The organism is Falsiroseomonas sp. (assembly GCF_030695085.1).
GTDB lineage: Bacteria > Pseudomonadota > Alphaproteobacteria > Acetobacterales > Acetobacteraceae > Falsiroseomonas.
Window position 1 is genome coordinate 1 of record NZ_JAUYTS010000235.1, and the last position, 11,693, is coordinate 11,693.

At 70.9% G+C, this 11,693-nt stretch carries 14 protein-coding genes; 9 read left to right on the plus strand and 5 right to left on the minus strand.

Going from position 1 to position 11,693, the window contains the following annotated elements:
* The 4 genes from Q8S40_RS24485 to Q8S40_RS24500 form a co-directional block, all read right to left on the minus strand.
* Nucleotides 1-329, minus strand: a 329-nt coding sequence (locus Q8S40_RS24485; protein ID WP_305672499.1) for a cytochrome ubiquinol oxidase subunit I, incomplete at its 3' end; no start/stop codon positions are given.
* A 4-nt stretch (nucleotides 330-333) separates the two neighbouring features.
* Nucleotides 334-909, minus strand: coding sequence for a GbsR/MarR family transcriptional regulator (locus tag Q8S40_RS24490; protein WP_305672500.1), 576 nt, complete (start codon nucleotides 907-909; stop codon nucleotides 334-336).
* 106 nt (nucleotides 910-1,015) lie between these two features.
* Nucleotides 1,016-1,285, minus strand: a complete 270-nt coding sequence (locus tag Q8S40_RS24495; protein ID WP_305672501.1) for a hypothetical protein — start codon at nucleotides 1,283-1,285, stop codon at nucleotides 1,016-1,018.
* Entirely contained in the window at nucleotides 1,282-1,764 is a 483-nt protein-coding gene (locus tag Q8S40_RS24500) for a peroxiredoxin (protein ID WP_305672502.1), read from the minus strand. The genes Q8S40_RS24495 and Q8S40_RS24500 overlap by 4 nt, the downstream gene beginning before the upstream one ends.
* A gap of 117 nt (nucleotides 1,765-1,881) precedes the next feature.
* On the opposite strand from Q8S40_RS24500, the gene Q8S40_RS24505 reads away from it, so the two are divergent.
* From Q8S40_RS24505 to Q8S40_RS24535, 7 genes are all read left to right on the plus strand, one after another.
* Nucleotides 1,882-2,493, plus strand: a complete 612-nt coding sequence (locus tag Q8S40_RS24505; RefSeq protein ID WP_305672503.1) for a YqgE/AlgH family protein — start codon at nucleotides 1,882-1,884, stop codon at nucleotides 2,491-2,493.
* A 172-nt stretch (nucleotides 2,494-2,665) separates the two neighbouring features.
* Nucleotides 2,666-4,489 (plus strand): DNA mismatch repair endonuclease MutL, encoded by a 1,824-nt coding sequence (gene mutL / locus Q8S40_RS24510; RefSeq protein WP_305672504.1) that lies wholly within the window; start codon nucleotides 2,666-2,668, stop codon nucleotides 4,487-4,489.
* Nucleotides 4,490-4,566: 77 nt separating this feature from the next.
* Nucleotides 4,567-4,995, plus strand: coding sequence for a BLUF domain-containing protein (locus Q8S40_RS24515; protein ID WP_305672505.1), 429 nt, complete (start codon nucleotides 4,567-4,569; stop codon nucleotides 4,993-4,995).
* 265 nt (nucleotides 4,996-5,260) lie between these two features.
* Complete coding sequence (locus tag Q8S40_RS24520) at nucleotides 5,261-6,628, plus strand: amidohydrolase family protein (RefSeq protein WP_305672506.1); 1,368 nt, start codon at nucleotides 5,261-5,263, stop codon at nucleotides 6,626-6,628.
* Nucleotides 6,629-6,649: 21 nt separating this feature from the next.
* Nucleotides 6,650-7,045 (plus strand): RT0821/Lpp0805 family surface protein, encoded by a 396-nt coding sequence (locus tag Q8S40_RS24525; RefSeq protein ID WP_305672544.1) that lies wholly within the window; start codon nucleotides 6,650-6,652, stop codon nucleotides 7,043-7,045.
* A 45-nt stretch (nucleotides 7,046-7,090) separates the two neighbouring features.
* Nucleotides 7,091-7,891 (plus strand): hypothetical protein, encoded by an 801-nt coding sequence (locus tag Q8S40_RS24530; RefSeq protein WP_305672507.1) that lies wholly within the window; start codon nucleotides 7,091-7,093, stop codon nucleotides 7,889-7,891.
* A gap of 68 nt (nucleotides 7,892-7,959) precedes the next feature.
* On the plus strand, nucleotides 7,960-8,619 hold the full coding sequence (locus Q8S40_RS24535; RefSeq protein WP_305672508.1) for an MBL fold metallo-hydrolase: 660 nt from the start codon (nucleotides 7,960-7,962) through the stop codon (nucleotides 8,617-8,619).
* Nucleotides 8,620-8,679: 60 nt separating this feature from the next.
* On the opposite strand, the gene Q8S40_RS24540 is transcribed toward Q8S40_RS24535, so the two are convergent.
* Nucleotides 8,680-9,555: a DMT family transporter gene (locus tag Q8S40_RS24540; protein WP_305672509.1), complete on the minus strand. Its 876-nt coding sequence runs from the start codon at nucleotides 9,553-9,555 to the stop codon at nucleotides 8,680-8,682.
* A gap of 145 nt (nucleotides 9,556-9,700) precedes the next feature.
* Between Q8S40_RS24540 and Q8S40_RS24545 the strand changes: the two genes are divergently transcribed.
* A complete protein-coding gene (locus tag Q8S40_RS24545; protein ID WP_305672510.1) occupies nucleotides 9,701-10,768 on the plus strand; it encodes a quinone-dependent dihydroorotate dehydrogenase in 1,068 nt (355 codons plus the stop codon).
* The gene (locus Q8S40_RS24550; protein WP_305672511.1) at nucleotides 10,765-11,628 is read left to right on the plus strand and encodes a TIGR01459 family HAD-type hydrolase; all 864 of its coding nucleotides are present in this window, start codon (nucleotides 10,765-10,767) and stop codon (nucleotides 11,626-11,628) included. Before Q8S40_RS24545 ends, Q8S40_RS24550 begins: the two co-directional genes overlap by 4 nt.
* Nucleotides 11,629-11,693: the final 65 nt, after the last annotated feature.

The following is an 11,693-nucleotide window of genomic DNA, read 5'->3' on the forward strand; positions in this document are numbered from 1 at the left end:
AGGAAGGTCGCCTCCAGGAAGAAGGCGGTCAGCACCTCATAGGCCAGCAGCGGGCCGGCGATATTGCCCACACGCTCCATGAATCCGGGCCAGTTGGTGCCGAACTGGAAGGACATGGTGATGCCGGAGACGACGCCGAGCGCGAAGGATAGCGCGAAGACCTTCACCCAGAAGCGGTAGGCATCCATCCAGGCTTCATTCTTCGTCGCATTGAAGCGCAGCTTGAAGAACAGCAGCACCCAGCCAAGCGCGATGGTGATGGTGGGAAACAGGATGTGGAAGGAGATGTTGGACGCGAACTGGATGCGCGCCAGCAGGATAGGGTCCACGGTCTCAGCCCTCCTTTGCCGATGGGGTCCGGCCGCGGACCAGCCCGACCACCTTGTCCTTCGCCTCGAGCAGCCGGGTGACGCGGGCGCCGAGTGCCAGCAGGGATGCCAGACGTTCGGTCTCGAGCCGCTTCACGTCGTCGTACCAGGTGGTGAGTTGCTCGATCAGGCCGTGCATTTCCGCCATGCGCTGCTGGGCGTGGCGTTCCTCGGCGCTGCCCGGGGTCTGCATCAGCAATTCGCGCAGCACGGAAAGCGTGGGGTCCACCTCCCGCTTCTTCCGCTCCTCCGCCAGGGTGCGCAGGATCTGCCAGACATCGTCGGGGGTGGTGAAATGGTCCCGCCGGTCATCCGGGATGTGCTTCGGGATCGCCAGGTTCCAGGCCTGGAGTTCCTTCAGCCCCATCGAGACGTTGGATCGGGAGACGCCGAGGGCATCGACGATCTGCTCCGCATTCAGCGGGTCCGGCGAGACATACAGCAGGGCGTAGATCTGCCCGACGGTGCGGTTGATGCCCCAGCGGCTGCCCATCTCACCGAAGTGCAGCACGAAGGCCTGGACGAGGGGTGGGAGTTTCATGGCCATCCGACATTTCAGGAATTTCTGAAATATCGATCAGCGCAGCATTCCGTCAATGGGTTCCGGTGTGGGGAGGCTTCGCGGCGGGCCTGCGCCCGCCGGGTAATCAGCCCTTGTTCAGCGCCCGCATATTGGCCGAAACGCGGCGCCGCGCCGGGCGCAGGGCTGCGGCGGCCACAACATCCGGCCGGGCGCCGGCCATCACGGCGCGGCCGGCGGCGAAGGCGCCATCGGTGAACGCCTTCTGCTTTTCGGCCACCATCGCCGCCAGCGCCACGCTGGCGCCGGCCGGGTCGCTGCCCAGTTGCATGCTGCGCAGCGCGAACACCCAGCCGGCCTGCCAGGCGAACAGCGCGTAGGCGGCGGGGTTGCTCACAGGGCCGCCAGGACCGCTTCGGCCTTGGAAACCTCGAAGGCGCCCGGCGCTTCGACCGCCACATGCGTCACCTTGCCGTCCTTCGCCACCAGCACGAAGCGTTGGCAGCGCAGGCCGAGGCCGCGCGCCGTCAGGTCCAGCTCCAGCCCCAGCGCCTTGGTCAGCACGGCGGAGCCATCGGCCAGCATCACAACCTGGTCGGTGATGCCCTGGTCCTTGGCCCAGGCGCCCATCACGAAGGCGTCGTTCACGGACATGCAGGCGACGGTGTCGACGCCCTTGGCCCGCAGCGCCTCCGCATTGGTGACGAAGCCCGGCAGGTGCTTGGCGGAGCAGGTGGGGGTGAAAGCGCCGGGCACGCCGAACAGCACCACGGTCTTGCCCTTGAACAGCTCCTCCGTCCCGATCTCCTTCGGGCCCTCGGCGCCGGCCTGCGTGACCTTCACGGACGGGATCGCATCGCCAACCTGAATCGTCATACCCAGAATCTCCTCAGCCAATGTGGCTGCTTAGTGCAGATCGGCCCGATCCGTCCATGCAACAGCGCTGTGTGCTGCTTGCGGCGGCGTGGGCGCGCCGCCATGTTCAACGGCATCATGGCACGCAGCGATCCCTCCCCCCCGAAAGAAATCCTCGCCACGGATGCGGGCGAGGACGGCTACCTCACCGGCCAGCTGCTGGTGGCGATGCCTGGCATGTCCGACCCGCGCTTCGCCCGCAGCGTGATCTGCCTCTGTGCCCATTCGGCGGAGGGCGCCATGGGCATCGTGCTGAACCAGCCCCTGCCGAAGCTGACCTTCGACGACCTTCTGGCCCAGCTCAAGCTGGACCCGGTGCCGCCGGCGCGGCGCATCCGCCTGACCCAGGGCGGCCCGGTCGAAGGCGGCCGCGGCTTCGTGCTGCACACGGCGGATTGGGAAACGGAGGGCAGCCTGAAGGTCGCCGACGACCTGGCGCTGACCGCCAGCGTCGAGATCCTGAAGGCGATCGCCGAGGGCGGCGGGCCGCGCGAAGGCGTGCTGGCACTCGGCTACGCCGGCTGGGGGCCGGGGCAGCTTGATGACGAGATCCAGGCCAATGCCTGGCTGAACGTGCCGGCGGATGAGGCGCTGCTGTTTGCCGAACAGCCGGACCAGCTCTGGCGCGCGGCGATGGCCCGGCTCGGCATCGACCCCTCCGCGCTTTCGGGCAGCGCCGGGCACGCATAGATGCAGGCCCTCAGGCGGCGGGCGGCCGCTACGCGGCCTTGCCTGCGCGCCAGGCACTGACGCGCCCGGCAACCTGGCTGGTCCGGGCGCGGGCCGCCTTCGCGGCCTCGGCTCGCCAGGTGGCGCGCCGCCTGCGCTGGACTTCACCAGTCTGACGCCGCACACCACCCGGATGGCCCCCGCGCCCCGGATTCGCCTGCTGCCCGAGACCACCGCCAACCGCATCGCGGCCGGCGAGGTGGTCGAACGCCCGGCCGCGGCGGTGAAGGAACTGGTGGAAAACGCGCTGGATGCCGGCGCGCGGCGCATCACCGTCACGCTGGAAGACGGCGGCATCGGCCGCATCCTGGTGGAGGATGACGGCCACGGCATGGGCGAGGCCGACCTCGCCATGGCGCTGGAACGCCACGCCACATCGAAGCTGGCCGAGGAGGCGATGCTGTTCCGCATCGCGACGCTCGGCTTCCGGGGGGAGGCGCTGCCCTCGATCGGCGCCGTCTCCCGCCTCACCCTCACCTCTCGTCTGAGTGACGGCGCGGCGCATGCCATCAGCGTCGAGGGCGGCCGCAAATCCGCGGTCGGGCCGGCCGCCGGCGCGCCGGGCACGCGGGTTGAGGTGCGGGACCTGTTCTTCGCCACCCCGGCCCGCCGCGCCTTCCTCCGCACGCCGCGGCACGAGGCGGAACAGGCGGTGGAGGCGGTGCGGCGCCTGGCGATGGCCTGGCCGGAAGTGGCCTTCCGGGTGGAGGTGGAGGGGCGCATCGCCCTGGCCCTGCCGCCCACGGACCGGGACGGCCGCATCGCCGCCTTGCTGAGCGCGGAATTCGCCGCCGCCGCGGTGCCGGTGGAGGCGGAGCGACACGGCCTGCACCTGTCCGGCCTCGCCGGCCTGCCGACCTTCCACACGGCGACCGGCGCCGCGCAGCATCTGGTGGTGAACCGCCGCCCGGTGCGCGACCCGCTTCTGCGCACGGCCTTGCGCGTCGCCTACCGGGACATGGTGCCGGCGAAGCGCTTCCCGGTCGCCGCGCTGTTCCTGGAAGTGCCGCCGGAGGCGGTGGATGTGAATGTCCACCCGATGAAGACGGAGCTGCGCTTCCGCGACCCGGCTTCGGTGCGCGGCCTGCTGATCTCGGCGCTCGGCCGGGCGCTGGCCGTGGGCGCTTCCGGCGCGGCGCCGGAGGATGTGGCGGCACCCGCCTGGGGGGCCGGTTCCTGGAACGGGGGGGGCTTCGCGGAGGCGGCGGCGCCCGGCTACGAGTCTCGCCCGCCCGCCGGCAGCTTCCCCGGCTGGACGCCCCCCGCCTTCCCGCTGCCGCAGCGCCCACGAACAGCGCATCTGCCGCTCGGCTTCGCCCCCGCCCAGCCGCCGCCAGCGCACGAGGCGTTCGGCCCAGATTTTGGCGCAGAAGGCCCGCTCGGCCGGCCGCTCGGCCAGATTCTCGAGACCTATGTGCTAGCCGAGGCGCCGGACGGATCCCTGGTGCTGGTGGACCAGCACGCCGCGCATGAACGGCTGACGCATGAGGCGCTGCGCGCGCAATTGGTGGAAGGCGGCGTGCGCGCCCAGCCGCTGCTGCTGCCCGCGGTGGTGGAACTGCCCGCCGCGGACGCCGCGCGGCTGCTGGACCGGGCCGGCGAGCTGGCCCGCCTCGGCCTGGAGATCGAGGGCTTTGGCGGCCCCGGCGCGCTGCTGGTGCGCGCCATGCCGGCGCTGCTCGGCGCGCCGGACCCGGCGCCGCTGCTGCGCGACCTGGCCGAGGAACTGGCCGAGATGGATGAGGCGCTGGCGCTGGAGGCGCGGCTGGATGCGGCGGTGGCGCGGCTGGCCTGCCACGGATCCATCCGCGCCGGGCGGCGGCTGGGGCGCGCGGAGATGGCGGCGCTGCTGCGCCAGATGGAGGCGACGCCGCGCGCCGCCACCTGTTCGCACGGCCGCCCCACCGTGCTGCGCTTCGGCAAGGCGGAGCTGGAGAGGCTTTTCGGGCGGCGCTGATTGCGGGCAGGATGGGCGCAACGAATACGGGAGACGTGCCGATGACATCCGCTGTGCCCCCCACTGGGACCCCCTCTGTGATCCCCACTGGAACCCCCTCCGCCCCGCTGATGCAGCTGATCTATGCCTCCCGCCCCTTCGGCTTTTCCGGCGACATGCTGGACGACATCCTGATGACGGCGCGCCGCAACAACCGGCGGGACGGGCTGACCGGCGCCCTGGTCTGCCGCGCCGACCTGTTCCTGCAGATGCTGGAAGGCCCGCGCGACAAGGTGACCGCCACCTTCGGCCGCATCCTGCGGGATGACCGGCATCTGGAAGTGTCCCTGGTCTGGTCCGGCGACGCGCCCGCGCGGCTGTTCGGGGAGTGGGACATGCTGGACGACCCGGCGCGGAGCTGGATGTGGAGCCGGGAGGATGTGCGGGGCGGGGCGGTGGTGCGCGCCTCGGCGGCGGAGGCGCGGGCGGTGTTTGATCGGGTGGCGGGGGAGCTTACCACCGGCTGATTTTCACGGATTTATTACCTTGTCGCAGTGGTCGGCCCGCCCATAATCACGCGGCAGTGAGGCAGCTTGCGGATCCTCCATCGCCGATCCGTCGCGCGCCTTGCCGAACGAAGCGTTCTAAGGAAGCGTCATGCCGTTTCGGCAACCAGCCGGATTCAGTTCACGTGCCGCGCGCGGACTCCTTCGATGCGAATCCGCGACGCCAGCCTCACCCGGCGAAGCCTGCGCCTGCTGCGGCCCCCTGGCGCAGGATTTCAACCGGCGTGTGACGGCGGATCTGTCGCGCCGCATGGTGCTTGGCGGTGCCGCGGCCATGCTCGCGCCCTTCCTCGCGGCGCGCGACGGCGCCGCGCAGCCGGTGCCGCCCGCCGCCTCCGAACGCCCGACGCTGCTGACGAACCTCCGCCTGTTCGACGGGCAGGCGCGCACGCTGCGCCAAGGTGTGCATGTCCTGATCCGCGGCAAGCGGATCGAGGCGCTGCCGGCCGCCGATGCGGCGGTGGACGGTGCGCAGACCATCGATTGCGGCGGGCGCCTGGTGATGCCGGGGCTGATCGACGCGCATTTCCACACCATGCTCTGCGGCATCACCATGCCCGCCGCCATGGGTGCGGAGGTGGCCTTCATCCACCTGGTCGCGGCGCGGGAGGCGGAGCGCACCCTGCTGCGGGGCTTCACCACGGTGCGCGACGCCGGCGGGCCATCCTTCGCGCTGAAGCGCGCGATCGACATGGGCATCATGAACGGACCGCGCATCTACCCCTCCGGCGCGCTGATCTCGCAGACCTCGGGCCATGGCGATTTCCGCCTGCGCCACGAATTGCCGCGCGGCGCCACCACCCCGGCCAGCCACCCCGAACTCGCCGGCATGGCGGCCATCGCCGATGGTGAGGCGGAGGTGCTGCGCCGGGTGCGCGAGCAGCTGATGCTCGGCGCGAGCCAGGTGAAGCTGATGGGCGGCGGCGGCGTCGCCTCCACCTATGACCCGATCGACACGGTGCAGTTCCTGGAATCGGAACAGCGCGCCGCGGTGCAGGCGGCGGCCGACTGGGGCACCTATGTGATGATCCACGCCTATGTGCCGCAGGCCATCCAGCGCGCCATCCGCGCCGGGGTGCGCTGCATCGAGCATGGCCAGTTGGCGGATGAGGAAACCGCCCGGATGATGGCCGGCGAGGGTGTGTGGTGGAGCCTCCAGCCCTTCCTTGGCGACGAGGATTCCAACGAACGCCAGACGCCGGAGGCTGCGGAGAAGGGCCGCCAGGTCGCCGAGGGCACGGTGCGTGCCTACGAGCTCGCGCAGCGCCTGGGAGTGAAGGTGGCCTGGGGCACGGATATCCTGTTCTCGCCGCACCTGCTGCCGCATCACGGCCGTCAGCTTGCGAAGATGACGCGGTTTCATGAACCGCTGGAGGCGCTGCAGATCGCGACCGGCGGCAATGGCGAATTGCTGCGCATGTCGGGCCAGCGCAACCCCTATGACGGCCCGCTCGGCGTCATCGCGCCGGGCGCCCTGGCCGACATCCTGGTTGCCGAGGGCGACCCGACCACCAGCCTCGACTTCCTGCGCGATCCGGCCCGCAACCTGAAGGTCATCATGAAGGATGGCCGGATGCACAAGAATACGCTCTGACACAGCCTGTGCGGTGTGGCGATGAAGAAGGATCAGCACGTGCGCGTACCCGGCTTCGTACCCCTTGCCAGCATGGCCATCCTGGCCACGGCGCTGCTCTGGCCCGGCACGGCCGCGGCGCAATGGCGCTACCTGTTCCCGCCCGGCTTCACCCTGACCGACGAGGACATGCAGACCCAGCTCGAGGCGATCCTGCGCCTGGTGCGCGCCGAGCCGCCGCCGATCGGGCAGGAGGAGCAATGGTCCAACCCGGGCACCGGCGCACGCGGCACCGTGACGATGCTCACCGCATCCGAGGTGCGGCAGATGCCGTGCCGCCGGCTGCGCTTCCAGATCGACACGCGACAGGCGAGCGCGCCCGTCGACATGACCTTCACCCTGTGCCGGGCCGCGGACGGCCTGTGGAAGATCGGCTGAGCCATGCCCGACCCTGAGCCGCCCTGCCCTGACCCGCGCGCGGCGATGCCGAGCCGCCTTCACCGCTTTCTCCCGCGCGTCGCGGGGGCGCTGCTGCTGGGCCTGGCCGCGCTGATCGGGCCACCGCGTGAGGCCGTGGCGCAGGCGGCCGCGCCCGGCACCACGCCGGATGGCTGGCGCTTCCAGATCACCCCCTACCTGTGGATGTCAGGTGTCGCGGGCGACCTGACCATCAGCCCCCGCGCGCCGACGCTGCAGTTCAGCGAGTCCTTCGGTGACGTGCTGTCCGACCTGGATGCCGGGATCTTCATCACCGGCCTGGCCATTCGCGACCGTTTCGTGATCTCGGCCGATGTTTCCTATGTCGCGACCTCCCGCAAGGGCGAATTGCTGGCCGCGCCGCCGGTTTCGGCGAAGGGCTCGCTCGACCAGTTCTCAACGACGCTGCTGGCCGGCTACCGGGCCGTGGAACAGCCCGGATTCAGCCTGGACCTGCTGGGCGGCCTGCGCGCCTGGAGCATCGAGGCGGAGGCCGAGGCCCGCGTCGCCGGCACCCCCTTCGCACGGCAGACCGCGACGCTCGACTGGGTTGACCCGATCCTGGCCGTGCGGCTCCGGGGCGATATCTCGCCGCGGCTTTCGGCCCATGTGATCGGCGATATCGGCGGCTTCGGCGCGGGGGCGCGGTTTACCTGGCAGCTGGCGGGGCTGGTGAACTATCAGCTCTCGGAGAACCTCTATGCCTCCGGCGGGTATCGGCACCTGGCGACGGATTACCGGGAGGGTGGAAGGCGGCTGGATTTCAGCCTGTCCGGGCCGATCCTGGGGCTGACCTACCGGTTCTGATGGGGTGGGGTGAGCGGGCCGGCGCAGCCCGATTGACACACCACCCCTCCCCCTCCACCACTTCCCCCATGCCCAAGCTCCAAGCCACCCAGATCCCCGTCACCCCCTTCCAGCAGAACTGCACCCTGATCTGGGATGCCGAGACCCAGCGCGGCACGGTCATCGACCCGGGCGGCGATGTGCCGCGCATCCTCGCCGCCATCGCCAAGGCGGGCGTGACGGTCGAGAATATCCTGCTCACCCATGGCCATCTGGACCATGCCGGCGGTGCGGATGCGCTGCGGGCGGCTCTCACGGAAAGCCAGGGCGCGCCGGTGCCGCTGGTCGGGCCGCACCGGGATGATGCCTTCCTGCTGTCCGGCATCGCCGCCCAATCCCAGCAATACGGCATCCCCGGCCTCGCCAATGCCACGCCGGACCGGTTCCTGGAGGAAGGCGAGACCGTCACCATCGCCGGCCAGGAATTCGGCGTGCTGCATTGCCCGGGCCATGCGCCGGGGCATGTGGTTTTCGTCAACCAGGCGCTCGGCTTCGCGGTGGTGGGGGATGTGCTGTTCCGCGGCTCCATCGGCCGCACGGATTTCCCCTATGGCGACCATGCGGCGCTGATCCACGCCATCGTCACCAAGCTGCTGCCGCTGGGGGATGAGATGCGGTTCCTGTGTGGGCATGGGCCGGGGGGGAATTTTGGGGAGGAGCGGCGGACCAACCCGTTTTTGCCGCGGTAGGGGGGCGCAACAGCCCCCACCCAACCCTCCCCCGCGAAGAGCAGGGGAGCGCTTTAGCAGTCACCGTCGCGCCGCCGCGCGTTCGCTCATGATGCAGGCGAAGACCACCACCGCCGCGCCGGCCAGCATCGCCGGCAGGGGGATGCGGCCCCAGAAGGCGAAATCCCAGGTCAGGCTCCAGATCAGGCCGGAATAGCCGAAGGGCGCCAGGCGGCTCGCCGTGGCGTGCCGGAAGGCTTCCGCCAGGCACACGGTGGCCATGCCGACGATCAGGCCATTGCCCACCATCTGCGCCAGGCTCAGCGCCGTCGGCGTGGACCAGTGGCTCAGCCCCAGCGGCAGCATCACCGCGAAGCCGAGCAGCGATGGCCACACGATCACCCGCCCGATCCCCGGCTCCGCCCGCAATTGCCGGTTCAGCACGAAGACCGCCGAATAACAGAAGGTGCCGCCCAGCGCGTAGAGGTAGCCGAGCCACGGCACCGCGCCGCCCGCACCCGCGCCGCCGCCAGGCTCCACCAGCCCCGGCGCCAGCCCGATCGCGACGCCGCCGAAGCCCACCGCGCACCAGGCCCAGGCCACCACCGGCGGCCTTTCCCCCAGCAGCCAGGCCGATAGCGCCAGCACCAGGAAGGGGGAGGTGAAGAACACCAGGTAGCCCTCCGCCAGCGGCAGCAGGCTGAAGGCCTGGAAGAAGCAGATGGCGCTGCCCAGCATCACCAGGGACCGCGCCGCATGCAGCCGCGGAAAGCGTGATTGCAAGGCCCCGCCCCAGCCGGGGATCAGCGCGCGCAGGCCGAACACCACCGCCAGCAGCGTGGCGAAGCGCACCAGCAGCACCTGCCACACCTCATGCCCGTCCGACAGCAGCTTGCTGTTGGCATCGAGCAATCCGAACAGCCCGATGCCTGCCAGCATCAGCACCGGACCGCGCACGTCGTTCTCCCCCGGGATCGTCGGGCGGGTATGCCCGTGGCGCGGCCTGCAAGTCCACCGGAGGCACCGCGCATGGCAGGGCTGCACCCCATCCGCGCATGCCACCTTCCCACCCGGCCCGAGACAGGGCACAAGCCGCGGCGCCATGACCCCCCAACTCGCCTCCGTCCTGATGCCGCTGATGCGCGGCATGGACCCCGAACGCGCGCATGATATTGCCCTGCGCGCCTTGCGTTTCGGCCTCGCCGGAGCGGATCGCAGCGCGGATGACCCGGTGCTGGCGACGCGCGCCCTCGGCCTCGATTTCCGCAACCCGATCGGCCTCGCCGCCGGCTTCGACAAATCGGCGGTGGCCATTGCCCCGCTGATGCGCCTGGGCTTCGGCTTCGTGGAAGCCGGGTCGGTCACGCCGAAACCGCAGATCGGCAACCCGAAGCCGCGCCTGTTCCGCCTGGCGGAGGACCGGGCCGTGATCAACCGCATGGGCATGAACAATGCCGGCCTGCCCGCCTTCCTGGCGCGGCTGGCGCATCTGCCCGCCAACCGCCCGGCCGTGCTCGGCGTGAACATCGCCATCAACAAGGATGGCGCGGCGCCGCTGCGGGATTATCCGGCGCTGTATGCCGCCGTCGCGCCGCATGCCGGCTACGTCGCCATCAACGTCTCCTCCCCCAACACCCCCGGCCTGCGGGACCTGCAGGGGGAGGCGATGCTGCGGGACATCCTGGGCGCCGTGGTCGAGGCGCGGGATGCGCTGACGGGCCCGCGCCCGCCCATCCTGGTGAAGATCGCCCCCGACCTGTCCCCAGCGGCGGTGGAGCCGATCGTGGAGGCGGCGGTGGCGCATGGCATCGCCGGCCTCATCGTCTCCAACACCACCATCGCGCGTCCCGCCCCGCTGCGATCCGCGCTGAAATCCCAGGCCGGCGGCCTCTCCGGCCCGCCGCTCCGCGCCGCTGCCACCGAATTGCTGCGCCGCGTCGCGCGGCTGGCCGCCGGGCGGGACCTGACGCTGATCGGCTGCGGCGGGGTTTCCAACGGGGCGGATGCCCTGGAAAAGATCAAGGCCGGCGCCGCGCTGGTGCAGCTTTATGCCGCTTTCGCCTATGACGGCCCGGCGCTGATCCCGCGCCTGAAGCGGGAACTCGCCGCGGCGCTGCGGCGGGACGGATTTAAGAATGTGGCCGAGGCCATCGGGGTGGATGCACGATGATCATGCTGGACGGGGTGGCGGCCCTGGCGGACCGCTATGATGGTTTCATCCTGGACCTCTGGGGCGTGGTGCATGATGGCCGCAAACCCTATCCCGGCGTGGCCGATGCGCTCGGCCAGCTGAAGGCGCGCGGCAAGCGCATCGCCTTCCTCTCCAACGCGCCCCGCCGGTCCTTCGTGGTGGATGACCTGCTGACCGGCATGGGGCTGGACCGCGCGCTGTGGGACGGCACCATGACCTCCGGCGAGCTGGCCTGGCGGCATCTGAAGCACCGGGACCGGGCGGATTTCGCGGCGCTGGGCGTGATGGCACTGCATATCGGGCCGGAGCGGGATCTGTCGGTCCCGGCGGAGACCGGCGTGCAGCTGGTCGGATCGGCGGAGGAAGCCGATTTCGTGCTGAACACTGGGCCGGAGCCCGCCCGCGGCAACACGGATATCGAGCCCTATCGCGCCGCGCTCACCGCCTGCGCCGCCCGCCGCCTGCCGATGCTCTGCGTCAACCCGGACCGGCATGTGATGGTGGGCGATGACCGCGTGATCTGCGCCGGGGCGCTGGCGGACCTCTATGCCGAACTCGGCGGGCCCTCCGCGATCGAGATCGGCAAGCCGGACCCGGCCTGCTACCCGCCCGTGCTGGAATTGCTCGGCATCACGGACCGCGCCCGCGTGGTCGCCATCGGCGACAGCCCGCATACGGACCTGGCCGGCGCGCAATCCGCCGGCATCGATGCGGTCTGGGCGCTGACCGGCCTCGCCGCCCATGCCCATGGCGCGAAGCCGGACCCGGAGGTGCTGGCCCAGGTGGCGGCGAGTGAGGGCGTGCGCCCGGTCGCCGCGCTGATGGGGCTGCGCTGGTAGCCAGCAACCGCTGGGGTGGGTTGCGCCCGGGGGGTGTGGGCCGGTGCGGCGGGCGGGCCTACACT

Bases quoted from the DNA above. Each gene is read 5' to 3' on its own strand.
- Q8S40_RS24490 (WP_305672500.1), bottom strand. From the start codon at position 909: ATGAAACTCCCACCCCTCGTCCAGGCCTTCGTGCTGCACTTCGGTGAG.
- Q8S40_RS24500 (WP_305672502.1), bottom strand. From the start codon at position 1,764: ATGACGATTCAGGTTGGCGATGCGATCCCGTCCGTGAAGGTCACGCAG.
- Q8S40_RS24505 (WP_305672503.1), top strand. From the start codon at position 1,882: ATGGCACGCAGCGATCCCTCCCCCCCGAAAGAAATCCTCGCCACGGAT.
- mutL (WP_305672504.1), top strand. From the start codon at position 2,666: ATGGCCCCCGCGCCCCGGATTCGCCTGCTGCCCGAGACCACCGCCAAC.
- Q8S40_RS24525 (WP_305672544.1), top strand. From the start codon at position 6,650: ATGAAGAAGGATCAGCACGTGCGCGTACCCGGCTTCGTACCCCTTGCC.
- Q8S40_RS24530 (WP_305672507.1), top strand. From the start codon at position 7,091: ATGCCGAGCCGCCTTCACCGCTTTCTCCCGCGCGTCGCGGGGGCGCTG.
- Q8S40_RS24535 (WP_305672508.1), top strand. From the start codon at position 7,960: ATGCCCAAGCTCCAAGCCACCCAGATCCCCGTCACCCCCTTCCAGCAG.
- Q8S40_RS24545 (WP_305672510.1), top strand. From the start codon at position 9,701: ATGACCCCCCAACTCGCCTCCGTCCTGATGCCGCTGATGCGCGGCATG.
- Q8S40_RS24550 (WP_305672511.1), top strand. From the start codon at position 10,765: ATGATCATGCTGGACGGGGTGGCGGCCCTGGCGGACCGCTATGATGGT.